Origin of the sequence: Neorhizobium petrolearium (assembly GCF_017873175.1) — a bacterium.
Classification (GTDB): Bacteria; Pseudomonadota; Alphaproteobacteria; order Rhizobiales; family Rhizobiaceae; genus Neorhizobium; species Neorhizobium petrolearium.
In genome coordinates this window covers 357,180-382,607 of the sequence record NZ_JAGGJW010000001.1, presented here as the reverse complement: position 1 = coordinate 382,607, position 25,428 = coordinate 357,180, and the positions used below count along the sequence as shown (strand labels likewise).

26 protein-coding genes are annotated in these 25,428 nt (G+C 58.6%); 6 read left to right on the top strand and 20 right to left on the bottom strand.

Annotation, left to right across the window (positions count from 1 at the left end; translation table 11 throughout):
• The 6 genes from J2046_RS01985 to J2046_RS01960 form a co-directional block, all read right to left on the bottom strand.
• A complete protein-coding gene (locus tag J2046_RS01985; RefSeq protein WP_210048751.1) occupies positions 1-1,302 on the bottom strand; it encodes a MotB family protein in 1,302 nt (433 codons plus the stop codon).
• Positions 1,299-1,940, bottom strand: a complete 642-nt coding sequence (locus J2046_RS01980) for a hypothetical protein (protein ID WP_210048749.1) — start codon at positions 1,938-1,940, stop codon at positions 1,299-1,301. Before J2046_RS01980 ends, J2046_RS01985 begins: the two co-directional genes overlap by 4 nt.
• Positions 1,941-2,227: 287 nt before the next feature.
• Positions 2,228-3,502: a flagellin N-terminal helical domain-containing protein gene (locus J2046_RS01975; RefSeq protein ID WP_210048747.1), complete on the bottom strand. Its 1,275-nt coding sequence runs from the start codon at positions 3,500-3,502 to the stop codon at positions 2,228-2,230.
• 326 nt (positions 3,503-3,828) lie between these two features.
• Complete coding sequence (locus tag J2046_RS01970; RefSeq protein ID WP_210048739.1) at positions 3,829-5,094, bottom strand: flagellin N-terminal helical domain-containing protein; 1,266 nt, start codon at positions 5,092-5,094, stop codon at positions 3,829-3,831.
• 253 nt (positions 5,095-5,347) lie between these two features.
• Positions 5,348-6,613, bottom strand: coding sequence for a flagellin N-terminal helical domain-containing protein (locus tag J2046_RS01965; protein ID WP_210048737.1), 1,266 nt, complete (start codon positions 6,611-6,613; stop codon positions 5,348-5,350).
• A 255-nt stretch (positions 6,614-6,868) separates the two neighbouring features.
• Positions 6,869-8,134 (bottom strand): flagellin N-terminal helical domain-containing protein, encoded by a 1,266-nt coding sequence (locus tag J2046_RS01960; protein WP_210048735.1) that lies wholly within the window; start codon positions 8,132-8,134, stop codon positions 6,869-6,871.
• A 329-nt stretch (positions 8,135-8,463) separates the two neighbouring features.
• Between J2046_RS01960 and J2046_RS01955 the strand changes: the two genes are divergently transcribed.
• Entirely contained in the window at positions 8,464-10,404 is a 1,941-nt protein-coding gene (locus J2046_RS01955; RefSeq protein ID WP_210048733.1) for an O-linked N-acetylglucosamine transferase, SPINDLY family protein, read from the top strand.
• Between the two features lie 57 nt (positions 10,405-10,461).
• Here the strand turns inward: J2046_RS01955 and fliP are convergent, their stop codons facing one another.
• Positions 10,462-11,199 carry a flagellar type III secretion system pore protein FliP gene (gene fliP / locus J2046_RS01950; protein ID WP_210048731.1) on the bottom strand — a complete coding sequence of 246 codons (738 nt, stop codon included), beginning with the start codon at positions 11,197-11,199 and terminating at the stop codon, positions 10,462-10,464.
• A gap of 377 nt (positions 11,200-11,576) precedes the next feature.
• On the opposite strand from fliP, the gene J2046_RS01945 reads away from it, so the two are divergent.
• From J2046_RS01945 to J2046_RS01925, 5 genes are all read left to right on the top strand, one after another.
• A complete protein-coding gene (locus tag J2046_RS01945; protein WP_210048635.1) occupies positions 11,577-12,818 on the top strand; it encodes a glycosyltransferase family 2 protein in 1,242 nt (413 codons plus the stop codon).
• 88 nt (positions 12,819-12,906) lie between these two features.
• Positions 12,907-13,680, top strand: coding sequence for a glucose-1-phosphate cytidylyltransferase (gene rfbF, locus J2046_RS01940; protein WP_037158745.1), 774 nt, complete (start codon positions 12,907-12,909; stop codon positions 13,678-13,680).
• Positions 13,662-14,744: a CDP-glucose 4,6-dehydratase gene (gene rfbG, locus J2046_RS01935; protein WP_210048633.1), complete on the top strand. Its 1,083-nt coding sequence runs from the start codon at positions 13,662-13,664 to the stop codon at positions 14,742-14,744. Before rfbF ends, rfbG begins: the two co-directional genes overlap by 19 nt.
• The gene (locus J2046_RS01930) at positions 14,741-15,301 is read left to right on the top strand and encodes a dTDP-4-dehydrorhamnose 3,5-epimerase family protein (RefSeq protein ID WP_411828448.1); all 561 of its coding nucleotides are present in this window, start codon (positions 14,741-14,743) and stop codon (positions 15,299-15,301) included. Before rfbG ends, J2046_RS01930 begins: the two co-directional genes overlap by 4 nt.
• A complete protein-coding gene (locus J2046_RS01925) occupies positions 15,298-16,521 on the top strand; it encodes a class I SAM-dependent methyltransferase (RefSeq protein ID WP_210048629.1) in 1,224 nt (407 codons plus the stop codon). The genes J2046_RS01930 and J2046_RS01925 overlap by 4 nt, the downstream gene beginning before the upstream one ends.
• 85 nt (positions 16,522-16,606) lie before the next feature.
• On the opposite strand, the gene J2046_RS01920 is transcribed toward J2046_RS01925, so the two are convergent.
• From J2046_RS01920 to J2046_RS01860, 13 genes are all read right to left on the bottom strand, one after another.
• Positions 16,607-17,281 (bottom strand): GNAT family N-acetyltransferase, encoded by a 675-nt coding sequence (locus J2046_RS01920; protein WP_210048628.1) that lies wholly within the window; start codon positions 17,279-17,281, stop codon positions 16,607-16,609.
• A gap of 37 nt (positions 17,282-17,318) precedes the next feature.
• Entirely contained in the window at positions 17,319-18,080 is a 762-nt protein-coding gene (locus tag J2046_RS01915; RefSeq protein ID WP_210048626.1) for a cephalosporin hydroxylase family protein, read from the bottom strand.
• A 33-nt stretch (positions 18,081-18,113) separates the two neighbouring features.
• Positions 18,114-19,274, bottom strand: a complete 1,161-nt coding sequence (locus J2046_RS01910) for a DegT/DnrJ/EryC1/StrS family aminotransferase (protein ID WP_210048624.1) — start codon at positions 19,272-19,274, stop codon at positions 18,114-18,116.
• Positions 19,275-19,422: 148 nt separating this feature from the next.
• Complete coding sequence (locus J2046_RS01905; protein ID WP_210048622.1) at positions 19,423-19,935, bottom strand: flagellar basal body-associated FliL family protein; 513 nt, start codon at positions 19,933-19,935, stop codon at positions 19,423-19,425.
• A gap of 41 nt (positions 19,936-19,976) precedes the next feature.
• Positions 19,977-20,696 (bottom strand): flagellar basal body L-ring protein FlgH, encoded by a 720-nt coding sequence (gene flgH / locus J2046_RS01900; RefSeq protein ID WP_210048620.1) that lies wholly within the window; start codon positions 20,694-20,696, stop codon positions 19,977-19,979.
• Positions 20,693-21,250, bottom strand: coding sequence for a MotE family protein (locus tag J2046_RS01895; RefSeq protein WP_210048618.1), 558 nt, complete (start codon positions 21,248-21,250; stop codon positions 20,693-20,695). The genes flgH and J2046_RS01895 overlap by 4 nt, the downstream gene beginning before the upstream one ends.
• On the bottom strand, positions 21,247-22,374 hold the full coding sequence (locus J2046_RS01890) for a flagellar basal body P-ring protein FlgI (protein WP_210048616.1): 1,128 nt from the start codon (positions 22,372-22,374) through the stop codon (positions 21,247-21,249). The genes J2046_RS01895 and J2046_RS01890 overlap by 4 nt, the downstream gene beginning before the upstream one ends.
• Positions 22,371-22,853 carry a flagellar basal body P-ring formation chaperone FlgA gene (gene flgA, locus J2046_RS01885; RefSeq protein ID WP_210048608.1) on the bottom strand — a complete coding sequence of 161 codons (483 nt, stop codon included), beginning with the start codon at positions 22,851-22,853 and terminating at the stop codon, positions 22,371-22,373. The genes J2046_RS01890 and flgA overlap by 4 nt, the downstream gene beginning before the upstream one ends.
• Positions 22,854-22,871: 18 nt before the next feature.
• Positions 22,872-23,660 (bottom strand): flagellar basal-body rod protein FlgG, encoded by a 789-nt coding sequence (gene flgG, locus J2046_RS01880; RefSeq protein ID WP_210048606.1) that lies wholly within the window; start codon positions 23,658-23,660, stop codon positions 22,872-22,874.
• Positions 23,661-23,678: 18 nt separating this feature from the next.
• On the bottom strand, positions 23,679-24,014 hold the full coding sequence (locus J2046_RS01875; RefSeq protein WP_210048604.1) for a flagellar hook-basal body complex protein FliE: 336 nt from the start codon (positions 24,012-24,014) through the stop codon (positions 23,679-23,681).
• Positions 24,011-24,430 carry a flagellar basal body rod protein FlgC gene (flgC, locus tag J2046_RS01870; protein ID WP_210048602.1) on the bottom strand — a complete coding sequence of 140 codons (420 nt, stop codon included), beginning with the start codon at positions 24,428-24,430 and terminating at the stop codon, positions 24,011-24,013. Before flgC ends, J2046_RS01875 begins: the two co-directional genes overlap by 4 nt.
• 4 nt (positions 24,431-24,434) lie before the next feature.
• A complete protein-coding gene (gene flgB, locus J2046_RS01865; protein WP_210048594.1) occupies positions 24,435-24,821 on the bottom strand; it encodes a flagellar basal body rod protein FlgB in 387 nt (128 codons plus the stop codon).
• A gap of 53 nt (positions 24,822-24,874) precedes the next feature.
• Complete coding sequence (locus tag J2046_RS01860; RefSeq protein WP_411828447.1) at positions 24,875-25,426, bottom strand: flagellar protein; 552 nt, start codon at positions 25,424-25,426, stop codon at positions 24,875-24,877.
• Positions 25,427-25,428 lie beyond the last annotated feature (2 nt).

The following is a 25,428-nucleotide window of genomic DNA, read 5'->3' as shown; positions in this document are numbered from 1 at the left end:
TTATCCCTCATCCGCCTGGATCAGGATCTCGATACGGCGGTTCGCCGCGGCAAAGGGATCATTCGGCACCTGCAGACGCCTGTCGGCGAAGCCTGAGACCTGCTTGATGCGATCTTCCCCCAGACCGCCATGCACCAGCATATAGTAGGCGCTGTGAGCGCGGGCCATGGAAAGCCGCCAGTTGTCGTTCTGCGTGCCTTTGAACTGGCGGCCGTCCGTGTGACCTCGCAGGATGACGCTTCCCTTGCGTTCCTTGAGGATCTGGCCGATCTTCTCCATCGCCAGCACCATTTCGCGGCGCGGTACGGCCGAGCCGATATTAAACATCGGATCATCCGTCTGATCGGAGATCATTACCAGCAAACCGCCTTCGGCAGGCGTGACGACCAGGCCTTCGGCGAGTTTGCCCGCAACGCCGGAAATCTGTCGCTCGATTTCCTTGCGCAAATCGTCCGCCGCCTTCTGCTCCGCTTTGGCTTCATCTTCCGCCTTGCGCCCGTCGATATCCGCCGACCTGCCTGCCTGCGTATCCGGCTGGTTCTGTGTCTTGTCCAATTGTGTCGGATCAGGACGCGGCATAGGAGCGGCGGTCGCCATCTGCGTGACCTGCTGCTGCGGCTGACCCTCTGTCGATTGTGGTGCCTGTGGAGATTGACCGATTTGCGCCTGCGGATCGTCACTCGGGACCGCTTTTACAGCCTGCTCAGGACCGTCAGCGCGCGTCACCTGAACCTGCCTGGTCCAAAAATCAGGATCGAAGGGATCGCGATAGGCTTGCCCGCCATCTGCTCCGGTCGCGGGACCGGATTCGCTTGCTCCCCCTTCCCCCTTTGCGCTTACATTGGCTTGCTGCCCCACCTCCTGCGCAATCTCGGCAAGAACGGAATAGGGGTTCTCAAAGAAATCCGCCTCGGAGTAATTGGGTTCGTCGCCGGAGGTCGACGTCATATCCTCGCCGGTCGCCGCAGCCGAACCTTGCACGTCGGCATCCGCTTTGACCCGCGAGCGCTCGCCGTCTTCCTGGCCCTCCGCGGCGTCGACAGGCTTCTCAAGGCCCTTCTCGGCCGGTGTCTCATCGGAAAGTTTGATCGGGTTGAAATAGCTCGCCATCGAGGCCTTGGTTTCCTCGTTGGCTGCGTTGACCAGCCACATCACGAGGAAGAATGCCATCATCGCAGTCATGAAGTCGGCATAGGCGATTTTCCAGGCACCGCCATGATGGCCATCATCGTGCCCGCCGCCATGTCGTTTGACGATGACAACCTCATTCTTGCCGTGATGATGGTTCTCGCCCTCGCTCATCCCAGTACCTTCTTCAGACTCGCGGACCACGCGGACATGCGGGTCACAAGAGCGGTTTCACCTATATCGACTGCGATATCGAGGTCGGGCGCTTCGACATGGCGCAGGAGCGGTGTGGGGTCTCCAAGCGCTTCCTGCAATTTTTCAAACAGATGCAGCGGACCACGCACCGTCAGCGTCCCAAGATCGCCCTCGATCATGGCCCCGCGAATGATATCCGCCATATCGGATACCGCCTTCTGGGCAAGCGCGTCATCGAGCAGCGGTGCCAGAATTCCCGCCGTCTGATCGCTGACCGCCTGCGCCGTCAATCCGGCAATTTCCTGAAGCCGGGTCGCGATCATTGCTGCCGCCTCGGTTTCATATCTTTCGCGCAGTGCTGCCATTTCCTCAGCATGGGCGGAGAAAATTGCCTGGCGCTCTTCCTCGAAACGCCGCTGCAGTTCCTCGGAGGCGGCATCATAGCCCTTCGAATAGGCTTCGGCGCGTTCCGCCTCCACATCGACCGCGCTCTCGACCACGGAAGGGAGTGCCAGATCGTCGTCGAAACCCTGAGTTAAGCTGTCCGCCATCAACGGTAACGGAATGGCTTGCGGTTCACTGAAGTCCTTCAGATAGCGGGCGAGCGAGGCACTCATCGGATACCCCGCCCTTCCGTGCCCACTTGCCGGGTACTCGTTACGAGCTCGCCGAAGGAGCGAAGTTCCGCTGCTGCAATCATCGCATCATTCCGATAAGGTTTTCATTCGTTCGTCGGTGGCGAGATGGCAATTTTCGCCAGACCACAGCGATACGGTAGGAAGTCAAACTTGCGCGAGGATGAAGATGCGGCAACAGCGCACCAGAGCATAAGGGCAGGTTCAACGGCATGCCGCACGGCAGTCGAGAAAAGTGCGGCACGGGGAAGGCAATCAATCTATACGTGTTATTGTCGGAAGAGCTGAAGGATGTTTTCGGCGTTGGTATTGGCGATCTGAAGCGACTGAATACCAAGCTGTTGTTGCGTCTGGAGCGCTTTCAGTCGCGTTGATTCCTCGTTCATGTCGGCATCAACCAATCGACCCACACCCTTGTCGATCACGTCGGTCAGCGAAGCGACAAAACTCTCTTGAAGATCGATGCGTTTCTGAATGGAGCCGAGGCTGGAAGCGGCACTCGTCATCATCTGCAGTTGCTTGTCGACGAAACGCTCCATCATATCCAGCACTGCATCGTTGTCCGGCGCAGAACCCGGAACCAACGCGTTCATCTGCGCCGCCGCCTCATCCAGCTTGTCTATGTCAAGTGTCGAGACGGAAATATCGAGCTTACGGTTGTCCAGGTTATCGCCAACACTCGTATCGAGATAGTAATTCGTCGCGCCAATCTGGTGAAGCGGGGTCGTCACGACCGGCGCAGTGGCGGGGTCAACCGTGGTTACCTGCACCCACTGACCTTCAGCGACCTTCATATAGAGAGTGCCGGCGAGATCATAGATACGCGAATCGACTGCAGTTGCACCAATCAGATCGGTTTCGGTGTAGAAAGGAACGGCATAGCTCGCGCTCGTCGGTGCCTGGGTGCCATTCGCAGTGGTAACGGTCACCGCCGCTTCGCCTTCAGCCACAAACTCGACCGGCGAATCCAGAATGCCGAGATTACCGCCGCTGAGATCGAAAAGAACGGTCTTGGAGTCCAGCGTGTAATCGACGGTCTTGACGGCGACCTCGCCCGAGGCGGTGCGCGTGAACGACGCTACAACCTGCTTGATAACCGGCTTCTCGTCCGCATTGGTGCCGCCGTTGCTGATATAATCCTGCAGCCAGTTCTCACCCGAAAACGTAGCGGATTCGGCAATGCTCTTGAGCTGCTCCTGGAGCTGCGTGATTTCTTCCTGGATCTTGTTACGGTTGGCACCGACCCCGTAAGCAGCAACGATCTTGGATTTGATCTCCATGACGGTGTCGATAGCGCTTTCCATGGCGGCATAAGCGGTATCCACCTTTGCCGCGCCGAGACCAAGAGCATCCTGGATCGTCGACAGCGCGTGATTATCGGAACGCATCGTCGTGGCGATCGACCAATAAGCCGCATTATCCGCGGCTGTCTGGACACGCATGCCGGAGGAGACCCTCGCCTGGGTTATCTCCATGTTGCGGTCGATCGAGCGCAAGGTCTGCAGAGCAGCCATAGCGGCAGCGTTGGTAAGGATACTGGTCATTGGCCGTGCCTCGGTCAGATAATCTGAACAATCCGGAGTGCATCACCGGAAACGACGAGAGGCATCATGCTTACCGCCCCCTCTGCATCGCGGATGCGGGCGGCCTGTCGTTCTTAACAAATCGTTAATACGACAGTTATCAAAGGCAATCGTGGATTGGCAAGTTGTTAATGAGGTCTGAATGCCCGAACGCGACGCCCGTGCAGGCTTCGCGCAAGCCACGCAGCCAATATGAAAAACCGCGCCCCTTGCGAGACGCGGTTTTCTCTCCTGAATATTGCCGTCGTGTCAGAGCGGGACGAACCGCTCCTAGCCAAGAGCGCCGCTTACTGACGGAAGAGCGACAGAATATTCTCGGAACTGGTGTTGGCGATCGAGAGCGACTGGATCGCAAGCTGCTGCTGGGTCTGCAGCGCCTTGAGTTTCGTCGACTCCTCGTTCATGTCTGCGTCGACCAGGCGGCCGATGCCGCTATCGATCGAGTCGGTCAGCTTGGAGACGAAATCCTCCTGCATCTCGATACGCATCGAGATCGAACCAAGCTTGGCAGTCGAACTGGTGAGCGCTTCGAGCTGCGTATCCACAAAGGAGAGAAGCGCTGCCATGATGTCTTCGTCACTGACATTGGTACCGCCCATGCCCAGATCGCTAGTGCCGCCGTTGCGGTAGTCATCGAGCTTGGTGATGTCCAGTTCGGCGACGGAAACATTCAGCGAATACGATGCACCGGCAGTGGCCGTCGCACCAGCCGAGAAATCGTACCCCTTGGTGGTGTAGACGGCATCGATATAAGCACCGCCGACCTTGATGAGGTAGGTGCCGCTTGCGCCGGTCGTGAAGACGCCGTTGGTGTCGCCCTTCATGAAGACGCCGCCACCGATGTCCTTCCACTGGGCGCTGGTGTCATACAGGGCAGTTGTATTGACCACGCCATAATACTGGACATGATTGGTCGTGCCGTCGTCGTAGCTAATGGCGCGCGAACCCTTCATCATGTTCATGTCGAGAAGGCCGGCATTGCCACCCGAAAGGTCGAAAAGGACATTCGTCTCGTCGAGCTTAACGTCGACCGTCTGGACCGCGATATTACCGTCGGCACCGCGAATGAACGAAGCAACCACCTGTTTGGTGACAGCATCCCCTGCCTGGATAATGCCATTCGCATTCGAAGCGCCGCCGATATCGGCCTGCAGCCAGTTTTCACCGGAGAAGGAGGCGGAGGAGGCGATGCTGCGGAGCTGATCCTGCAGTTGCGTAATCTCTTCCTGGATCTTGGCCTTGTCGACGCCGGCCTCGGTCGCGGCAACGAGCTTGCTCTTGATTTCCTTGACGACGTCAACGACGGTTTCCATGGCAGCGTAGGCAGTGTCGACCTTGGCGGCGCCGAGACCGAGAGCGTCCTGAACAGCGGAAAGAGCCGCGTTGTCGGAACGCATGGTCGTTGCGATCGACCAGTAGGCGGCATTATCGGAAGCGGTGCCGACACGTAGGCCGGTCGAAACGCGGCTCTGCGTTTTCTCAAGATCGGAGCCGATCTGGCGCAGAGTCTGAAGAGCAGCCATAGCTGCGATATTGGTAAGAATGCTGGTCATTGTGAGTGCCCCTTGATTGGCTAGATGAAAGGGACATTCCGGGATTGCACCGGCAAGCGATGGCTTGGCTTGATGCCCGTTAACCTCTTCTTCGTCTTGGTTAACCCATCGTTTCGATGAGCCCATCTAAGGGAGAAATGGTTAACAAAGGTTAAACTGCCATTTACGAAAGTTAATAAAAAAATGACGGGCACAAAAAAAGGCCGCGCCCGTCGAGCGCGGCCTCCTGGTTGAGGCTCTATGACTTTCCGGATTAACGGAAGAGCGAGAGGATGTTCTGCGAGTCGGAGTTGGCGATCGAGAGCGACTGGATCGCAAGCTGCTGCTGGGTCTGCAGCGCCTTCAGTTTCGTCGACTCCTCGTTCATCTCCGCATCGACCAGGCGGCCAACACCGCTGTCGATCGAGTCGGAGAGCTTGCTGACAAAGTCCTCCTGCATCTGAACGCGGCTCGAAACCGCACCGAGTTTCGCAGCAGCGCTGGTCATCAGTTCCAGCTGGCCGTCGACGAACGAGGTCAGAGCAGCCATGATGTCTTCATCGCTGACATTCGTGCCGCCCATGCCCAGATCGCTGTTGCCGCCGTTGCGGTAGTCGTCGAGCTTGGTGATGTCCAGTTCCGAGACGGAGACGTTCAGCGAGTATGCCGCACCGGTCGTGGCCGTCGCACCAGCCGAGAAATCGTACCCCTTGGTGGTGTAGACGGCATCGATATAAGCACCGCCGACCTTGATGAGGTAGGTGCCGCTTGCGCCGGTCGTGAAGACGCCGTTGGTGTCGCCCTTCATGAAGACGCCGCCACCGATGTCCTTCCACTCAGCGTTGGTGTCGTAGATGGCAGTCGTGTTGATCTGGCCGTAATACTGGACGGAGTTGGTCGTGCCATCGTCATAGTCGATCGCGCGCGAACCCTTGAGCATGTTCATGTCGAGAAGGCCGGCATTGCCGCCCGAAAGATCGAACAGGACGTTCGATTCATCGAGTTCGACGTTGACCGTCTTAACCGAAACATTGCCATCGGCGTCACGGATGAAGGAACCAACAATCTGTTTGGTGACTGCGCTGCCGGCTTCGATGACGCCGGTGGTCGCGTTGGCCGCGCCGCCGATTTCGGTCTGCAGCCAGTTTTCACCGGAGAAGGAGGCGGAGGAAGCGATGCTCTTCAGCTGATCCTGGAGCTGAGTGATTTCTTCCTGGACCTTCGCCTTGTCGACGCCGGGTTCGGTTGCGGCTACGAGCTTGTTCTTGATTTCCTGAACAACGTCGATTGCCGATTCCATGGCAGCGTAGGCCGTATCGACCTTAGCGGCGCCGAGACCGAGGGCGTCCTGAACGGCAGAGAGAGCACCATTGTCGGAACGCATGGTGGTTGCGATCGACCAGTAGGCAGCGTTGTCGGAAGCGGTGCCGACGCGCATGCCGGTCGAAACGCGGCCCTGCGTGGTTTCCATGTCCTGGCCGAGTTGACGCAGGGTCTGGAGAGCAGCCATGGCTGCGATGTTGGTAAGAATGCTTGTCATTCTGAGTGCCCCTTGAGTGGCTGATTACGAAAAGGGACATTCCGGATTCCACCGGGAACAGCGGTCAGCATCATGCTTGCTAACCAGTTAATTTTTCTGGTTAACTCGCCGTTTCGATGGGCTTAGGTAACCTTAATATAGTTAATGAAGATTGAAGCACGGACGAAAAATTAAAAGGCCGCGCCCCCGGTAAGGGCGCGGCCTTCAATACCCCCTTGGCGCGGTCAGCCTCCGCGCCAATTGCCCGTGTTCCGATTAACGGAAGAGCGAGAGGATGTTCTGCGAGTCGGAGTTGGCGATCGAGAGCGACTGGATCGCAAGCTGCTGCTGGGTCTGCAGGGCCTTGAGCTTCGTCGACTCCTCGTTCATGTCCGCGTCGACAAGACGACCCACGCCCTTGTCGAGCGTGTCGGAGAGCTTGCTGACAAAGTCCTGCTGCATCTCGATGCGCTGCGAGACCGCACCGAGCTTGGCTGCAGCGCTGGTCATCAGTTCCAGCTGACCGTCGACGAACGAGGTCAGGGCCGCGATGACATCCTCGTCGCTGACATTCGTGCCGCCCATGCCCAGATCGCTGTTGCCGCCGTTGCGGTAGTCGTCGAGCTTGGTGATGTCCAGTTCCGACACGGAGACATTCAGCGAATAGGAAACGCCGCTGGTGGCTGTCGCACCGGCCGAGAAGTCGTAGCCTTCGGTCGTGTAGACGGCATCGATGTAAGCACCGCCAACCTTGATGAGGTAGGTGCCGCTTGCGCCGGTCGTAAAGACGCCGTTGGTGTCGCCCTTCATGAAGACGCCGCCGCCGACATCCTTCCACTGAGCGGTGGTGTCGTAGATGGCAGTCGTGTTGACGGTACCGTAGTACTGGACGGAGTTGGTCGTGCCGTCGTCATAGTCGATCGCGCGCATACCCTTCATCATGTTCGCGTCGAGAAGGCCGGCATTGCCGCCCGAAAGATCGAACAGGACGTTCGATTCATCGAGTTCTACGTCGACAGTCTTGACCGCGACATTGCCGTCGGCATCGCGCGTGAAGGAACCAACGATCTGCTTGGTGATCGCGCTGCCGGCTTCGACAACGCCCGTGGTCGCGTTCGCAGCGCCGCCGATTTCGGCCTGCAGCCAGTTTTCGCCGGAGAAGGAGGCGGAGGAAGCGATGCTCTTCAGCTGATCCTGGAGCTGGGAGATTTCTTCCTGAATCTTCGTCTTGTCGGCGCTGCCTTCGGCGGCTGTAACGAGCTTGTTCTTGATTTCCTGGACAACGTCGATTGCAGCTTCCATGCCGGAATAGGCTGTGTCGACCTTGGCTGCGCCGAGGCCCATCGCATCCTGGACGGACGAAAGAGCCGCGTTGTCGGAACGCATGGTGGTTGCGATCGACCAGTAGGCAGCGTTATCGGAAGCAGTGCCGACGCGCATGCCAGTCGAAATACGGTCCTGCGTCGTCTCCATGTCGGAGCTGATGCTCCGCAGCGTCTGGAGAGCCGCCATCGCGTTGATGTTGGTAAGAATGCTAGCCATGATTTGATTGTCCCTTTGAACGAAATACTTTTGGGGGGACATACCGGACTGGATGTTTTACCGGTCACTTCGGTCCGGCATCATGCCAACTCGGTTCCTTCGCTCGGAAGGGATACCAAACCCGTCGTGTGCGGAAAATCTCGCAGCCAATCCTTGCCAAGTCCTTTAAGCGAAGCCGGTACGAAGAGCGTGTTGGCGGACGTAGTTAATCATTGGTTTATATCGACGGGAATTTGCCGAAGTCGGCTTCATGCAAGCTTGGCCTGCCACGATGGGTGAAAGCGGGCCTGTCGCGATGCCCGGCACAGCTATGATTTGGAGTGGGACGGTTGAACAGCATTAAGTTGAAACGGCAGTATCTCAATGCCCAAAGATATTTCGACAAAGCCCAATATCATGATGTCCTGGCCATCCTGAACAGGCTGCTGGATGTTCAAAAGGATCCAAGGCACTACGCGCTATTGGGTGCAACGCTCGTAAAGCTCAAGATGAAGGCCGAAGCTGCCCAGGCGTTTCAGCTTGCCGGGGAACAGAACTCTCCCCATCGGATCAAGTACCTGCGTGAAGCCATGAGACTTCATCTGTCGAACGGCGACGACATAAGCCTGCTTCGCCTCGGCAAACGGATTCTCAATGAAGCGCTCGCCGATCCGGACATGGCGCTCATGATGTCGGCCGCGCTGATGCGACAAAACCTGGAAGGCACGGAAGCCTTCCGGAAGACTCTCGGTGAAAGCACGGAACGGCCCCACCGGCAGCTTGCGGTGCGCTCGATCAAGCTCCAGGATCGCAGCGACGAGGAAAATCAGTTCATTCTGGATGTCTTCGCAAAAGACCGCGACGACAAGATCGTCCGCAATTTCTATCTCTCTGTCATTCGCGACAGCCTTAACTACGAAGTGCTCGCGGAATATGAACCGATCCTCAAGCAGGAGATTGCAGCCGGCGACTTTGAAGCGATCCTGGACGAGGTATCGCTCTACAACATCCGCTGGTGCGATGACGAAAAGGCAAACTCCATGGCGGGCGCCGGTCGCGGCGAAAGAAAGCCCTGGCATGGGCCTGCGAAAAGGCTCTCAATGCCTCACCAATGGGGCGATAAGCTCCGCATCGGCTATCTCTCTGCCGACCTTTGGACAGAACACGCGGTTATGAAAGCCTTCCGCGGCGTTCTCGAAGCGCATGACAAGGATCGTTTCGAGATCACGATCTTCTGCAATGCCGACCCGGAGCATCTTCGCGACCATAACAAGGCTAATCGCGACGAATGGGGCAAGATCGTCAGAATTCGCGACATGACGGACGACGAGGCAGCCGACGCCGTCAAGGCCGAGAATATCGATATTCTCGTCGACCTGCACGGCCATACGGCCGAGAACCGGGTGTGGGTGATGAACCGCTTTACCGCGCCTGTGCACGCCACCTGGCTCGGCTACCCCGGCACAGTCTGCAACGTCGATATCGACTATCTGATTTGCGACCACACGGTGGTGCCCGAAACTTCGATCTCCAATTATTATGAAAAGCTCTGCTGGATGCCGGAGACCTTCTTTCCGAACGACGCGATCCATCGGCCACTTCCGCGGTCGATCGATCGGGCAGTCTGCAAGATGCCGAAGGACGCCTTCATCTTCTCCTGCTTCCACAGCCATTGGAAGTTCACCCGCGCAACCGTCGATCTTTGGATACGCATCCTCACGGAGGCTCCGGAAAGCTACTTCTTCCTCATCTGCCGGGAACGGTTTGGAGCGCGCAAGAATTTGCTCAAGGCTTTTACCGATGCAGGCATTTCCGCCGACCGCATCCTGTTCGGGGATCGCGTAAACGATTATGCGGCATATATCGATCGCGTCGCGCTAACAGATCTCGGCCTGGATACCTATCCTTACAACGGCCATACGACGACCTCGGAAAAGCTATGGGCCGGCCTGCCAATGCTGACCCACAAGGGCGTCAACTTCGCTTCCCGGGTCAGCGAAAGCCTGCTGAATGCCCTGGGCCTGCCGGAAATGATCGCCGACGATGCCGACGACTACGTCCGTCGCGCAGTCCATTATTACAACAACAGGGAAGAGCTCGCACAGATCAGAAAGCGGCTGGAAGCCAACCGTTTCACGCATCCGCTTTTTGATGCCGAGCGCTTCTGCCGTCACCTCGAAACGGCATACACGATGATGGCGGATCGCGCGAAGGCAAAGTTGCCGCCCGATCACTTCGACGTGCCCGTATTGCCACCACGGAACGGCCCGTTCATCTCACGCGAAGCCTGACGCAAGCTCGAAACGGCCGGGAAACACCCGGCCGTTTCCTTTCGAAGGACCTTGCAGTCAGTTGAATGAGCGAATCAGACTGCCGACCAACAGGTTCCAGCCGTCGATCAGCACAAAGAAAAGAATCTTGAAGGGCAATGAGATCGACGTCGGCGGCAGCATCATCATCCCCATCGCCATGGTGATCGCCGCAACAATCATGTCGATCACCAGGAACGGCAAGATGATCAAGAAGCCGATTTCGAACCCGCGACGAATCTCCGACAGCATGAAAGCCGGGATCAATACCCGATAGTCGATCGCTTCAGGCGTTCCGACGGATTGACTACGCTCCCGGGCAATCTCGACAAAGAGCTCCAGATCCTTGTCACGGGTATTCGCAGACATGAAGGCACGGAAAGGTTCGGCAATCCGCTGCACGGCCTCAGCCTCCGTCACCTGATTTTGCAGAAGCGGCTGAACGCCTTCATTCCAGGCGCGATCGAAGGTTGGCGACATGACATAAAAGGTCATGAACAGAGCCATCGAGACCAGCACCATGTTGGAAGGCGCCGTCGCAAGCCCCATGCCGGATCGAAGAATTGAAAAGGCGATCACGAAGCGTGGAAAGCTTGTGACCATGATCAGGATGCCCGGAGCAACCGACAGGACAGTCAGCAGGCCGAAAGTGCGAATGATCCACGCGGCAGCGGAGCCGTCGACCGGCAGATTGAGAAGGTCCGCAGGCGATTGCTGGGCAAGCGCAAGCCCGGGTGTCGCGATCAACGCGACGAATAGATAGATCAACCGAATCATGCGATCACGAAGGTCCTCGATGTCATCTTCGATAGCCACCCTCGCGGACGCAGGTCAACACTCAAAGGCCGGACGCCGAAGGTCGTGAACAGGAAGATGGTCCTGTCTGCGCCTCCCCTGCTGAGCGCACCGTCTCCATTCGCATTGGCCGAACATGCGCTTCAGTTTTGCGCAAGTCTCAATCGTTAGCGTCAGCTCAGCAATCTCACAATGGCGCCGGGAGCCTGAATGCGAGCAACACGTGGTGCATCTGGACAAACGACTTTGCCGGGAGGGACGCCGGCACCGGAGGAACCTGCATCGCATCAACATGGCCGAGTTGCTCTCGACGAATGCAAGCCCTGCCGCCTGGCAAACTCCTGTCGAAGGAAATATCAGTGAATTCGATCAAGCTCAGCATCTGCATTCCGACGTATAACCGAGCTCAGCATCTCCGCTCGTGTCTGGAACGCATCAAGGGGTTCGGTTTCGAATTCCCTTACGAGATCGTTATCTCCGATAACGCGTCAACGGATAACACCACCGAAATCGCCCGGGAATTCGCCTCGCAACTTCCGATCAACTATTATGTAAGAGCCGAAAATCACGGCGCGGTCGTCAACGTGAACGCCGCCTTTCGGCGAGCGCGCGGCGAGTATGCCGTTTATCTGGCCGATGATGATCGCCTCGTTCACGAAGGCCTCCTCAATGCCATGAAGTTTCTCGATGAACACCCGAATGTGCTTGTCTGCCATGCTCCCTGGTATCTCTATGACGGGATTCTGGAGGCCGATACCGGGAAATTCTACGACATAAAGGAAGACGTCGTCTTCGAACGCCGGAGTTTTGGCCAAGTCTTCAACTTCATGGTCAAAGGGCATATTTTCCCGGAGATCGCCATCTTCCGCACCCAGGCATTAAGGACCACATGGGTGCCGCGCGATGTCTGCTTCTATGCTTTCCCCATGCTGGCGCATCTGCTCGACCAGGGGGACGTCGCGTTTCTGAAAGAGCCTTTCTACAAGCAGGTCGGCCGGTCCGAGCATGGCCGGGACAGACGCCAAGGGGGCCACGACATTGCGATGTCCGGCTGGGACCAGTATCGCGGCGGGCTGGAATACTTCCTCTATTTCGGCATGAAACGAGGTCAGATTTCGCGCGACGCGGAGGACCGCGCAACGCAGGAACAGATGTGTCGAACGTTCACTTTGTTGCGCATGACGGTCGCGTTGCGATTGCTCATTAGCTTCAGAGAATTCGTCAAGGCCTACGAGGTATATACACGATTGTGTTTTGGCGGCTTCGATGATTTTCCGGAAGTCGTTGCGGCACGGGAAGGGCTTCTGATTGCAGCTGCTCTCGAAACGCTGGCCTGGCAGGTCAATGCCGCGGCGGAAATCGATCACCTCATCGTTCACGGCTTCCCAGACCCGCAAACCGTTAAAGAGCGTATCGCCAAGGTCAATTTCCCTGAACGAATCAAAGTCATCGACGAACCAGTCGAGCATACGCCGGATTTTGCAAACAAGACGGCAGTCCTCGTCGCACTGCCCAAACAGCGCGAGCAGTTCCTGGAACTCGGCCATCCCCCGAATCTCGTTTTTGCCCAGGATGACCTCATACAGACCATCCTGCTGTAGGACTGCAAATCATCCCAATAGATGGGATAGGGACAATATGGGACTTCCAAGACAAGAGACCCGCCCCTGAGGGCTGAGAGAGAAAGAAGTGAAAGCTGTTATTCTGGCCGGCGGGCTCGGGACCCGCATCTCCGAGGAAACCCACCTGAGGCCGAAGCCGATGATCGAGATCGGCGGCCGACCGATCCTCTGGCACATCATGAAGCTCTATTCCGCCCACGGCGTGAACGAGTTCATCATCTGCTGCGGATATAAGGGCTATGTCATCAAGGAGTATTTCGCGAACTACTTCCTGCATATGTCAGATATCACCTTCGACATGGCCTATAACGAGATGCAGGTTCACCGCCGCACGGCCGAACCGTGGAAGGTCACGCTGATCGATACCGGAGAAGCAACGATGACCGGCGGCCGCCTAAGACGCGTCGCAGATTATCTGCGCTACGAGGATTGCTTCTGCTTCACCTATGGCGACGGGTTGAGCGATGTGAACATTACCGAAGTGATCAAGTTCCATCGCGCCCATGGCAGGCTGGCAACGGTAACGGCCGTTCATCCGCCTGGTCGCTACGGTGCCCTGGAGCGCGACGGCAGCCAAGTCACTGGCTTCGTGGAAAAGCCGCGTGGTGACGGCGGCATGATCAACGGCGGCTTTTTCGTCCTGTCTCCCAAGTCCATCGATCTCATCGACGCCGACAGCACGCCGTGGGAAGCCGCGCCGATGACATCTCTCGCCGCCATGAGCGAGCTGATGGCCTACGAGCACGAGGGCTTCTGGCAGCCGATGGACACGTTGCGCGAAAAGAACCTGCTCGAGGATCTCTGGGCATCGGGACAAGCACCGTGGAAGATCTGGCCGTGACAGCTTGTGTTCGGCCAAACTCCGATTTCTGGGCGGGCAAGCGTGTTCTGCTGACCGGACATACCGGCTTCAAGGGAACCTGGCTCTCCATCTGGCTTGCGCGCCTCGGCGCAAGCGTCACCGGCATTTCGCTGCCGCCGGAAACCGAGCCGAACCTGTTTACGCTCGCACGGCCGGAACTTGCGGCAAGCCATTTCCAGGATATCCGCGACGCGGCAAGGCTGGCCGAACTCGTCCGGATGGCCTCGCCCCAGATCGTGCTGCATCTTGCCGCGCAGGCCCTGGTGCGGCCGAGTTATCAGGACCCGCTCGGCACGTTCGCGACGAATGTGCTCGGCACGGCGAACCTGCTTGAAGCCGTTCGTTCGGTCCCGTCGGCGCGCGTCGTCGTGGCAATCACGACAGACAAGGTCTACCGGAACCTCGAACATGCCTTCCCTTACCGGGAAACGGACCAGATCGGCGGTCATGATCCCTACAGCGCCAGCAAGGCGGCGGCAGAGATCACCATTTCAAGCTATCGCGACTCCTTTCTGCGCGAGCAAGGCGTCGCTGTCGCCAGCGCCCGTGCCGGCAACGTGATCGGCGGCGGCGACTGGTCCACGGACCGGCTGCTGCCGGATGCGGCGCGCGCATGGCAGTCCGGCAAGGCCCTGCATGTCCGGCGGCCGGAGGCGAAACGCCCGTGGCAGCACGTGCTGGAGCCGCTCTCAGCCTATCTCGTACTCGCGGAACGGCTCTGCAACGATCCGACCCTTGCTCAGGCATATAACTTCGGACCGGTGAGCCACGAGGCGGCATCCGTGCGTCAGGTGATCGAGATCGCCCGAGCCTCCTACGGCTCAGGAGACGTCCAATATGGCGATGGCACCGAGGGGCCGCACGAAGCGGGTTGGCTTGCGCTGGAAACGGCCAAGGCGCGGCACATGTTGAATATCGAACCGCGCTGGCCGCTTAAGGAAGCCGTCGACCGGACCATGAGATGGTATCGCGCACAGCACGGCGGCGCCGATGCACGTGCGCTCTGCGAAGCCGAAATCACCGATTACGAGGCATGTCCTTGAGCCGCTTCGCAATTACCGATCTGCCGCTTACCGGCCTGAAGCTCATCGAACGCCAGAACATTGGCGATTCACGTGGCTTCCTGTCGCGCATGTTCTGCGCAGGGGAACTCGCTGTGGCAGGCTGGGCCAAGCCGGTCGCGCAGATCAACCTTACGATGACGGCGCATAAAGGCACGGTGCGCGGCATGCATTTTCAGCATCCGCCACATTCCGAAATGAAGCTGGTCAACTGCATCCGCGGCGCGGTCTGGGATGTCGCCGTCGATCTGAGGGCCGATTCGTCAACCTACCTCAGATGGCATGCGGAAGAGCTTTCCGCAGACAATCGACGGTCGCTGCTGATACCAGAGGGCTTTGCGCACGGTTTTCAGACACTCACCGATGACTGCGAACTCCTCTATCTGCATTCGGTGCCCTACGTGCCAGGCGCAGAAGGAGCAATGAATGCGCAGGATGAGGCGCTTGGAATTAGCTGGCCGCTGGAGATCACCGAAATGTCCGAGCGGGATCGTCGCCATCCATACCTGACAGAAGAATTTACGGGACTGACGCCATGAAGTGCCGGCATTGCGGCAGCGCTCTTCGCTGCAACTTCCTCGACCTTGGCTTCGCGCCACCGTCCAACGCCTATCTCACCGCTGCGGACCTCTCCAAGCCGGAAGTCTATTTCCCGCTGAGGCTGAAGGTTTGCGAGGAATGCTGGCTCGTACAGACAGAGGACTACGCCTCCGCGGAATCGCTTTTCAGTGCCGAATATGCCTACTTCTCCAGTGCATCGAGGAGCTGGCTCGCCCATGCGGCCCGCTATGTCGAGACGATCACCACACGACTTGGCCTTGGTCAGGAAAGCATGGTCATCGAAGTCGCCTCGAACGATGGTTACCTTCTGAAGAATTTCGTCGCGTCCAACATTCCCTGCCTCGGGGTCGAGCCCACAGCGAGCACGGCCGAGGCTGCAGAGGTATTGGGTATCCCGGTGCTCCGGGAATTCTTCGGTGAAGCCCTCGGCAAGACGCTCGCCGATGAAGGCAGGAGCGCCGACCTCATTCTCGGCAACAATGTCTATGCCCATGTTCCGGATATCAATGATTTCACACGGGGCCTGAAGGCGGCGCTCAAGCCCGGCGGTACGATCACACTGGAATTCCCGCATCTCATGCGGCTGATCGAGCAGAACCAGTTCGACACCGTTTATCACGAGCATTTCTCCTATCTTTCCCTCTTCACCGTTGGGAAGATCTTCGAAAATGCAGGCTTGCGGGTCTTCGATGTCGAGGAACTTCCGACGCATGGCGGAAGCCTTCGGGTTTACGGCTGCCACACGGATGATCCGAGGCAGACGACCAATGCGGTCGGTCTGCTGCTCAGCGAGGAGGAATATCAAGGCCTGCGGACAGCCGCGACTTATGCCGAATTCCAGGTCAAGGCGGAGCAGGCCAAGAACGACGCGCTAGCCTTCCTGCTGCAGGCGAAGCGCGAGGGAAAAACAGTGGCAGCCTATGGAGCTGCGGCGAAGGGCAACACGCTCCTGAACTTCGCGGGCGTCAAGCCCGACCTCCTGTCCTTCGTCTGCGATGCCGCTGCCGCCAAACAGGACAAGTTCATGCCCGGCAGCCATATTCCCATCCTGCACCCGGACGTCATTTTCGAACGCCGGCCGGATTATGTAATGATCCTGCCCTGGAACATCGCAGCAGAAGTCCGTCAGCAGCTCGCCTCTTTGTCCGAGCAAGGAACGAAATTCGTGACTGCGGTTCCGCATTTGGAAATCAGATAATGTGAACCGCGACCACGGTCGAAGGCCCCTCAAGAAGGCAGCCGATGCATTTTGCTATTCCATGCGGAAGAAAATTGGCTGCGGCTTAGCCGGTCGCGTAAGCCCAGGGATAAAGTCGACGGAAACGTTCTGCCGATATTTCCATCCGCAGGTAGTCGAAACCGGCCGCCGAGCCGTGGTCGGTCTGCGTGGTGTAGCGGATCATATCCGGCTCATCGATGCGCCGGAGCGGCGTGCGCTCGACTTCCTCGAAACCCAGACGGTCATAGAGCCTGATCGCCCCCGTATTGAGCGAGAGCACGTGCAGTTGCGTAACCGGCACCCGAAGCGTTTCGAATATCCAGGCGATCAGCGCCACGCTGCTGTAGAACATCATGCGCCTTTCACCGGAAAGGCGCCCACGCATGACGTTATCGATCTCGGCCTTCTCGTCAGAGATGTTGCTGATCCCGATATGACCGATGCGTTCGCCGCCGGTGCTCCTGACGATGAACAGGATACGATCGGGAGCAGCGAGAACAACATTCCGGAGCCATGTGGCCGTTCTATCAGGCCTTGCCTCGAACTGCGTCAGGAATGACGTTCCGGCGGCGTTGCGCCAATCCGTCAGCTCCTCGACCAGGCCGGTCTCGCTTGCCAGGGCTTTGTCCAGACATTGCAGCTCTCCGAGCAAGCGGCCCGTCTCGTCGCGGATGGCGACGGCAAGCCGTGTGCTCGGATCGGCATTGTTCTTGAACAGAAGCATATCGGAAAGCATCATCCGACGATGTCCTTCTGGCGGAGGGGCCTCTTTCGCCTTACTTCGTGCTCTTGCGGACGCAATAGCCGCCCGGTGAAGAGGACAGGACAAGTTTGCCGTTCAGCACCGGATCGACTTCGAAGAGGTCGCTTTCGGCCATGTAGTCCTTGAGGGCCTGCAACGGCTCGTCACCCTGCAGCCAGACTTTCGAGCGCTTCGTGAAGGCCTGTTCGGGCGTCAGATGACCGATGAGAGTATCGGCCACGACCAGGTAACATCCCTCCGTCACCAGCGGGCCGTAGGCGCGGCATTCAGCAAGAACATGATTACGTGAGTGGTCGCTATCCAGCACCACCATCACACGCGCACCGGCAGGAATTTCGGCTTTCACTGCCTCAAGGATATCCGCATCCACCGAACCACCCTGGATCATCGTGATGTGGCGGGAGAGCGGATGGGATTCGATCGCTTCACGATTATGCGCGCGAATGTCGATATCGACGCCGATCACCTTTCCGTCGGTTTTGCCCATCGCCGCGAAGAGCGACGCCATGAAGATCAACGAACCGCCGCGGGCAATGCCGGTCTCGATGATCACATCCGGCTTGGTGTTCCAAATCACTTCCTGGGTCGCCATGATATCCGCCGGCGTCTGGATGATCGGCAGTCCCATCCAGGACCAGAGATAGAAGTAATCGTGTTTGTCGAGCGTGATGAGGGTATCCAGCGACTGCCGGAAAGCGGCCTCATCCTTGCCCAAAGCCAGAGACATCTGCCTCTTGTGCTCTTCAAATTCGAGGCGATCATCCTTGGTGGTCATCTGATTCCAAAGCCCTGTCTTTAGGTGGATTATTCATTTCTTTCCGGCAACTGACCGGGATTGGCGGCTGTGGACCGCGAGGAGATCAAGAAGTGTATTCGCCACTCGGTTGAGGTCCTCTTCCGTCATGTCATGGTAGCTAGGAAGATTGATGGCACGCTGCGGAATACTCCAGGCGTTCACATTATAGACATTTCCTGCGTGCCGCTGTTCCTCGAACATCGGCAAGCTCGACAGAGGGTGAAAGAAGACGCGCGCGTCGATATCCGCGGCGTGGAAGGCCTTCTGGAGATCGTCGCTGGTTATTCCCCATGTCTCGGAGAATACGACCGTCGGCATCCAGGCGCCGTTGACGGTCCCTTCGTGTTCCGGATTGAGCGCGATGCCGGAAATGCCGGAGAGCTTCGCCTTATATATATTCAGGATGTCGCGCTTGCGCGCGGCCAGTTCCTCTATGCGTTCGAGCTGCCCGCAGCCTATGGCGGCCTGAACATTCGACATCTTGTACTTGAAGCCGATCATATCCGGCCAGAACTGCTTGGTCTGGCCTCGTGCCCTGCCGTGATTGCTGAGGGTGAGGACACGTTCGTAAAGATCGGCATCGTTGGTGACGAACATGCCGCCCTCGCCGGTCGTCACCGTTTTCGTGCCATGGAAGGAAAAGGTACCGAAGCGACCCATCGAACCGGCCCGCCTGCCGTTTATGGCCGAACCCAATGCCTCCGCCGCATCCTCGACAACCGCGACACCATGTCTTTCCCCGATCGCGAGCAGCGCCTCCATATCACACAGATTGCCGTAGATATGGGTTGCAACGATCGCCTTCGTCCGGGGGGTGATATGCCGTTCGACCTGAACCGGATCCAGACACCAGGTGTCGGGGAGAATATCGACGAACACCGGCGTGGCGCCGAGGTGTACGATCGGCGCTGCGGTTGCGATCCAGTTCGTATCGGCCAGGATCACTTCGTCGCCCGGGCCGACATCCAGCGCCGCAAGGCCCATATGCATGGCGCCGGTGCAACTCGATGTCGCGATCGCGTAGCGCACGCCCAGATGTTCGCAAAAAGTCCGCTCGAACCGGTTAATGTAGTCGTAGCACTTCGCACCCCAGCCGGTCGCCACCGCATCCGCCGCATAGCGCATTTCCAGTTCGGTTATGGAGGGCTTTGTGTAGAAGATTCTGGTGGTCATCTTGCGGTACGGTTCCGGAGTTTCAAGGCTGAACTAAGCAGCCCACACTTGCACGGGGCTTGTGGTGTTCATATGGCTTTCCGTCCCAGCGACCGAATACGACTGACATGCCCAGTTGCGCTTTCCCGGACTGACGAAACGGCAACCATCATTCGATCACGAACGTTCGGAACATCACCTTGGCAACCTTGCCCTGCGAGCGCAGGTCGATGCGCTCCTGGATATCGTCCTTGAGATACTGAAAGCCACGCGGCCCCTCGATCTGCTGCAGCGAAACAGTACGCATATAGGCAAGGATGTCCTGATGGATATTCTCCGCGAGGGGCAGTTCCGGCGGCCCCTTGAAAGCAAGCGCCACTTCAAGCCGTATCCAGTTTTCAGACGGATAGGCGAGATTGGTCGTGATCGGCTCCAGAAGGACGACGCCATTCTCCGGCGTGGAGATATGCGGAAGCCCTTCGTCCTTCTTGCCTTCGCCATGCTCGCCGCCTGCAGCAGCGGCCTCCTGCTGAGCCTCGGGGCCTGGTTCCTTCGGCGCGATCATTCCGCCGACAACCCAGCCGCCGGCGGCGCCAACCAGCGTCAGGATCGCGACACCCGCAAGCACCATCACGGTATTCTTCTTGCTGCCGGCTTCGGCTGCCTGTGTTTCTTCCGCCATGGTCTTCAACCTTCAAATCAAGAGACCCTCATCCGTATCCATCAGAAGGGCGAGAACAGATCGACGACCTGCTGCCCCACCGGAGGCTGCTGGACCTCCATCAGGCGACCTCGGCCACCGTAGGAGATGCGGGCTTCGGCGATTTTCTCATAAGAGATCATGTTGTTGGAATCGACATCCTGCGGGCGAACGATACCGGCGACGTTGAGGATGCGGATTTCGTGATTGACGCGGACCTCCTGAGAGCCGCTGATCAACAGATTGCCGTTCTCAAGGATGCCGGTGACGACCGCTGCCACGAGTAGCTTCAGCCGCTCGGAGCGTTCCGTCGAGCCCTTACCGTGTGAATCCGTATTGGAATCGGAACCGAGATCGCCAGTCGCCTCCGCCTCCGGCGTCCAGCCGAAAAGATTGCTCACACCAAGTTGCCAGGAAAGCCCCGTGGCATTCTTGCGGGTGCGCTCCGTCTCGTTGTCAAAGGAGGCACGGTCGTTGATCTGGATATCGACGGTCAGAATATCGCCAACGTTCAGCGCGCGGGCATCCTTGAAGAGCGCCGCCTGACTGTCACTCCAAAGCGAATAGCCGCTTGCAAGCTGCCGCGGCTGCTTCGGGTAGGACGACATCTGCGGCGTCTGCGCATATTGCAGACCGCTGCCGATCGGGCTCATCGCCGGCGCATTGCCGATCTCCTTGATGGTCTGGCTGTTGCAGCCTGCCAGAAGGAGACAAGCCATGATGGCGGGAATGCGTTTCGTCATGAGGGCGCTTTCGGAGTATTGGGAGGTGTTTTCGACGTATTCGGATCGGAAGCGCTGGAAATGATCGTCGAGATCATGCCGGCCTTTTGCGGGTCCATCTCGCTCAGGAACAGGGCGGACTGGCGCGCCGGAAGCTGCATGATGATCGCCGCGGCGATCTCCATCCGCATCTCTTCGAGCTGCGGCGCGGCGGCGTCCGGCTTCATCGTCTTGAAGATGTCGACCAGGCCGGCCTCGGCGCGTGCCAGGAAATCGTTGCGGCGCTTCAGCCAGTCCTGATATTCAGCCGTGCGGTCTTCAAGCGTCCTGATACGCTCGTCGACATCCGACTGCAGCTTCTCCAACTCCTGCTTCTGCAGGAGGTAGCGCTGGTCGCGCGCCGCATCTGCAATATTGGTGCAGAATTTCTGAATCTCGTCGCCGGTCGAGGTTTCGGAAACCGTCGCCGGCTGTTGTGCTCCCACCTGGGAGACCAGCGTCAGGACGGTCGCGGCGGCGAGAACGCGGCGAGCCAGCGTTCTTGATACGGAAACGGTGAAGAGGGTCTCGGTCATTGCAGGACGAGCTCCGCTTGAAGGGCGCCAGCGGACTTGATGCCCTGCAGGATGGCGATGATGCCGTCCGGCTTGACGCCGATGCTGTTGAGGCCCGCGACAAGCGTGCGCAGATCCGGTCCGTTCAGGATCGCGACCTGACCACCGTCCTTCATGGCCATGATATCCGTTTGAGGCTGTACCGCCGTCTGACCCCGGGAGAACGGCTCCGGCTGGATCACCTGCGGGGTCTCCGTAACCTGCACCGTCAGCGTGCCGTAGCTCACTGCGACGCGCGATATCTTCACGTCCGAACCGATGACGATCGTACCGGTGCGCTCGTTGACGACGACCTTGGCTGGGGTATCGGTTTCGACCACCAGATTTTCAATCTCGGCCATCAGCCGGGTGAGGTCGGCGGTCTTCGGCTTGGCGATGATTACCTCCTGGCTATCGCGCGGATCGGCAATCGGTCCGCCATAACGGCGCGCCGCAAAAGCATTGACGGCATCGGACACACGCACCGCCGTCGAGAAGTCCGGATTGCGAAGCTGCAGAACCAGGTTGACGGAATCCTTGAACCTGGAAGGCAGCTCCCGTTCGATGATGGCGCCGTTCGGAACTCGGCCTGCCGTCGTAACACCTTCCGTCAGCGTTGCCGCCTGGCCCTGCGCCGAGAAACCAGACACGACCAGCGCACCCTGGGCCACCGCATAGATCTGCCCATCCGCACCCGAAAGTGACGTCATGACCAGCGTGCCGCCGCGCAGCGACGTCGCGTCGCCGAGCGAACTGGCAGTTACGTCGATGCGGCTGCCGGGGCTCGCGAAAGGCGGCAGGTTGGCCGTGACCATGACAGCCGCGACGTTCTTGGCGTTGGACTGGCTGCCCTGCATCGAAATGCCGAGATTCTGCAACATGGCCCGCATGGACTGGTCGGTGAAAGGCGACGAGCGCAAGCTGTCGCCGGTGCCTTGCAGGCCGACGACAAGACCATAGCCAATGAGCTGGTTGTCGCGGCCCGATTGCAACGATGCGATATCCTTGATGCGCGCGGCGATGGGTGCGTTCTGGGTCGCAGCCGGTGCAGCGCCCAGAAGAGAGCCGACGAGGGCAAGAATGGCGAGGAGGCAGTTCTTTCTCATTTCGCCATCACCTGGATCGTACCGTCGGCCATAACGGTACCACTCACCGTAACGCCCGAATCGATGTTGCGAACGCGGATGACATCACCAATCGCAGCATTCTCAAGCGGCGTTCCGGAGGCGGAAATGTTCAAGTTGCCGATCGTAAACACCAGCCGGACAGATGAGCCGCGGGTCACAGCAAAAGCTTCGCGAAGTGCCGATGGCGGGATGGTGCGGCCTGGCAGCAGGGTCCGCTTCGCCACCATGCCGACGACTTCCCTGGACTCTCGCGCATATTCGCCGGAGAGATTCGGATTGGTGACATCGACCTCTTCGACGCTGCCCCTGCTGATCTCTTCGCCGGGATAAATGGTCCGGATCGGCACAACGGCCGTGCCCATCTGGGCCAGGACCGGTGTCCCCGCCCCGGCAAGAAGTGCGGCCAGAATGGGCACAGCCAACCCGGCGCCAATCGCATTTTTCCGGCGAAACCTCATGTCTGCCTGCCTCCTGTTTTATTTCAGGTTCTTGCTGACGATCTGCGCCATCTCATCTGCGGTAGTGATGACCTTGGAATTCATCTCGTAAGCGCGCTGGGCGGAGATCAGATCGGTGATCTCCTTGACCGCGTCGACGTTGGAGCTTTCCAGATAACCCTGCTTCAGATAACCGAAGCCCGGATCCTCGGGCACCGCAACGATCGGCTCGCCGGATGCGGCAGTCTGCGCGAACAGATTGTCACCGAGCGGCTGGAGACCAGCCTCGTTGACAAAATTGGCGATGGTGAGCTGACCGATTTCGGTGAAATCAGTGGAATTACCGATGCGAACCATGACCTGACCCGTGCGGGTGATCTGCGTTTCGCTCACATCCGCGGGGAAGGTAATGTTGGGAACGACCGCATAACCGTCGATCGTGACCATTTGGCCCTCGGCATTCTTGTTGAAGGCGCCGGCGCGGCTGTAGAGCGTCGTCCCATCCGGAGCCTGGATCTGATACCAGCCTCGACCGACGATTGCGACGTCCAGATCGTTTTCGGTGTGCGCCAGTTCACCCTGTGTATGGATGTTGCGCACCGCAGACGTCTGCACACCTAGGCCGATATTGGCGCCTTCCGGCACGATCGCCTGATTGGCGCGGTTCGGCACGCCCTGCGCGCGCTCGCTTTGATAGAGCAGATCGGAGAACTCTGCGCGAGCACGCTTGTAGCCCGTCGTATTGATGTTGGCGATATTGTTCGCAATGACTTCGAGATTGGTCTGCTGGGCATCCATGCCCGTTGCGGCGACGGAAAGCGCTCTCATGTCTTCGTCCTCAAAGCTTTAAATCGGCATTTTCGTGATTTCGAGATAGGCGGAGACGATCTTGTCCCGCAGCGCCATGGCCGTCTGAAGCGACTGCTGGGCCTCCAGCACCGCATCCACGACCTCGCGCGTATTCGCCTTGCCCTGAATGGCCTTGAAGGACATCGCTTCGGCACCCTTCAGGCTGTTCATCGTGTCGGTTGCCATGTCGCCAAGGACTTGTGCGAAGTTCATGCCCGTGTTCTGACCGGGCGTGAGCGCGGTCGATCCGAGCACGGAATTCTTCTCGGAAGAGATCTCCTCAATCCCGTTGGAGAGCGAAAGGGAGCTTACGTTCTGAATCTTATCGATCATTGTCCGGCCTTCAGAAGGTCAATCGTCGCGGCGATCAGCTCACGCGTCTGCTTGATGGTCTGGAGATTGGCATCGTATGAACGGTTCGCTTCCCGCATATCGGCCATCTCGATGAGCATGTTGACGTTTGGCAGCTTGACCATGCCCTTCTCGTCGGCGGCCGGATGGTCAGGGTCATATTCCTCGACGAATTTGGACTGGTCGACGCCCAACTTCTTGACCGCGACCACGTCTACGCCGCTCGCCCGGTCCAGTTCGGCACCGAAGGTGATGAGCTTGCGGCGATAGGGGTCCGCACCCGGCGTATCGCCGGTGGAGCGGGCATTGGCGATATTTTCGGAAACGATGCGGAGGCGCGTGGCCTGGGCCTCCATTCCCGATCCAGCGATCTTCAGGGAGGCTGAAAGCGGATCCATTTGCTTACCTCTTTACTGTCAGCAGCATCATGCTGTGAAACGACTTCACCAGACCTGTGCTCAGTTCGTATTGACGCTTGATTTCGCCCGTCTTCGACAGCTCTTCCGCAAGCGAGACGGTATTGCCGGATTCCTGCACGCCGATTTCTTCGTTCAGTTCCGATTCCTTGAGCTCGACCTCTTCGCTGAGATCGTTCGAGGCGATATGGCCGGGATGGGTGCGGGCCATGGGAATATATGCCTTATCGAGAACGGCCTCGAACGGCGTTACGTCCTTCGCCTTGTATTTGGGCGTGTTGGCATTGGCGATGTTGCCCGCAACAACTTCCTGGCGCACCGAGAGCCAATCGGCCTGACGTGCTGCCATTTCGAACAGTTGAATCGGTTGCATAGGCTTCTCTCCATCTTTTATCCGAAGCCTAGGCCGGTAACCTTGCGTCGGACTTACGGACCGGCCGCACCTGTGTCCTGATAGACGTCTCCTGTGGACGTGATGATCACCCAGCGGCCGTCACGCTGCTCCAGCGCGGCAAGCTTGCTGTTGTCGGGCAGGCTCGAACCGACCCGAACCATGTACATGCCGGAACCGTCCTCGATCAGCGCTCGACCGTTGGCTACATGCAGCAGCCGGAAATCGCCCCTTCCGGGGAGCGGCTGTTCCTCTCGAAAGGTTCCGTTTTCGCGAGTCTCACCCAGCGAGGACGTGGTGGCCGTGGTCAGCGCATCAGCCGACCCGATCGGAACGGGCCAGTCATCCTTGGAGCTGTCGGTCATGGCAAGTGGCGAGACGCTGACCACCGGCCGCCCTATGCCCGGAGGCAGGTCACGCGTGCGGCCAAGCGATTCGGTCCGGATTCCGAATTTGTCCGCGTTCAGGAAAACGTACCAGGGAAAGAAGGCGGACGCTGCAGCAAGTGCGATACCCGTCGCGGCCAACATCCTGTCGCCCATCCGCGACGACGATCCTGCTGTTTCCCTGTTCCTGTCACCGCTCATCA

What these genes read in the sequence shown, in the direction of transcription:
- J2046_RS01985 (WP_210048751.1), bottom strand. Translation starts at nt 1,302, where the DNA reads ATGAGCGAGGGCGAGAACCATCATCACGGCAAGAATGAGGTTGTCATC.
- J2046_RS01920 (WP_210048628.1), bottom strand. Translation starts at nt 17,281, where the DNA reads ATGATGCTTTCCGATATGCTTCTGTTCAAGAACAATGCCGATCCGAGC.
- J2046_RS01980 (WP_210048749.1), bottom strand. Translation starts at nt 1,940, where the DNA reads ATGAGTGCCTCGCTCGCCCGCTATCTGAAGGACTTCAGTGAACCGCAA.
- J2046_RS01925 (WP_210048629.1), top strand. Translation starts at nt 15,298, where the DNA reads ATGAAGTGCCGGCATTGCGGCAGCGCTCTTCGCTGCAACTTCCTCGAC.
- J2046_RS01965 (WP_210048737.1), bottom strand. Translation starts at nt 6,613, where the DNA reads ATGACAAGCATTCTTACCAACATCGCAGCCATGGCTGCTCTCCAGACC.
- flgC (WP_210048602.1), bottom strand. Translation starts at nt 24,430, where the DNA reads ATGGATCCGCTTTCAGCCTCCCTGAAGATCGCTGGATCGGGAATGGAG.
- J2046_RS01890 (WP_210048616.1), bottom strand. Translation starts at nt 22,374, where the DNA reads ATGAGAAAGAACTGCCTCCTCGCCATTCTTGCCCTCGTCGGCTCTCTT.
- J2046_RS01905 (WP_210048622.1), bottom strand. Translation starts at nt 19,935, where the DNA reads ATGGCGGAAGAAACACAGGCAGCCGAAGCCGGCAGCAAGAAGAATACC.
- flgA (WP_210048608.1), bottom strand. Translation starts at nt 22,853, where the DNA reads ATGAGGTTTCGCCGGAAAAATGCGATTGGCGCCGGGTTGGCTGTGCCC.
- J2046_RS01975 (WP_210048747.1), bottom strand. Translation starts at nt 3,502, where the DNA reads ATGACCAGTATCCTTACCAACGCTGCCGCTATGGCTGCTCTGCAGACC.
- J2046_RS01915 (WP_210048626.1), bottom strand. Translation starts at nt 18,080, where the DNA reads ATGACCACCAAGGATGATCGCCTCGAATTTGAAGAGCACAAGAGGCAG.
- fliP (WP_210048731.1), bottom strand. Translation starts at nt 11,199, where the DNA reads ATGATTCGGTTGATCTATCTATTCGTCGCGTTGATCGCGACACCCGGG.
- J2046_RS01960 (WP_210048735.1), bottom strand. Translation starts at nt 8,134, where the DNA reads ATGGCTAGCATTCTTACCAACATCAACGCGATGGCGGCTCTCCAGACG.
- J2046_RS01910 (WP_210048624.1), bottom strand. Translation starts at nt 19,274, where the DNA reads ATGACCACCAGAATCTTCTACACAAAGCCCTCCATAACCGAACTGGAA.
- flgG (WP_210048606.1), bottom strand. Translation starts at nt 23,660, where the DNA reads ATGAGAGCGCTTTCCGTCGCCGCAACGGGCATGGATGCCCAGCAGACC.
- J2046_RS01895 (WP_210048618.1), bottom strand. Translation starts at nt 21,250, where the DNA reads ATGACCGAGACCCTCTTCACCGTTTCCGTATCAAGAACGCTGGCTCGC.
- J2046_RS01860 (WP_411828447.1), bottom strand. Translation starts at nt 25,426, where the DNA reads ATGAGCGGTGACAGGAACAGGGAAACAGCAGGATCGTCGTCGCGGATG.
- J2046_RS01875 (WP_210048604.1), bottom strand. Translation starts at nt 24,014, where the DNA reads ATGATCGATAAGATTCAGAACGTAAGCTCCCTTTCGCTCTCCAACGGG.
- flgH (WP_210048620.1), bottom strand. Translation starts at nt 20,696, where the DNA reads ATGACGAAACGCATTCCCGCCATCATGGCTTGTCTCCTTCTGGCAGGC.
- J2046_RS01970 (WP_210048739.1), bottom strand. Translation starts at nt 5,094, where the DNA reads ATGACCAGCATTCTTACCAATATCGCAGCTATGGCTGCTCTTCAGACT.
- flgB (WP_210048594.1), bottom strand. Translation starts at nt 24,821, where the DNA reads ATGCAACCGATTCAACTGTTCGAAATGGCAGCACGTCAGGCCGATTGG.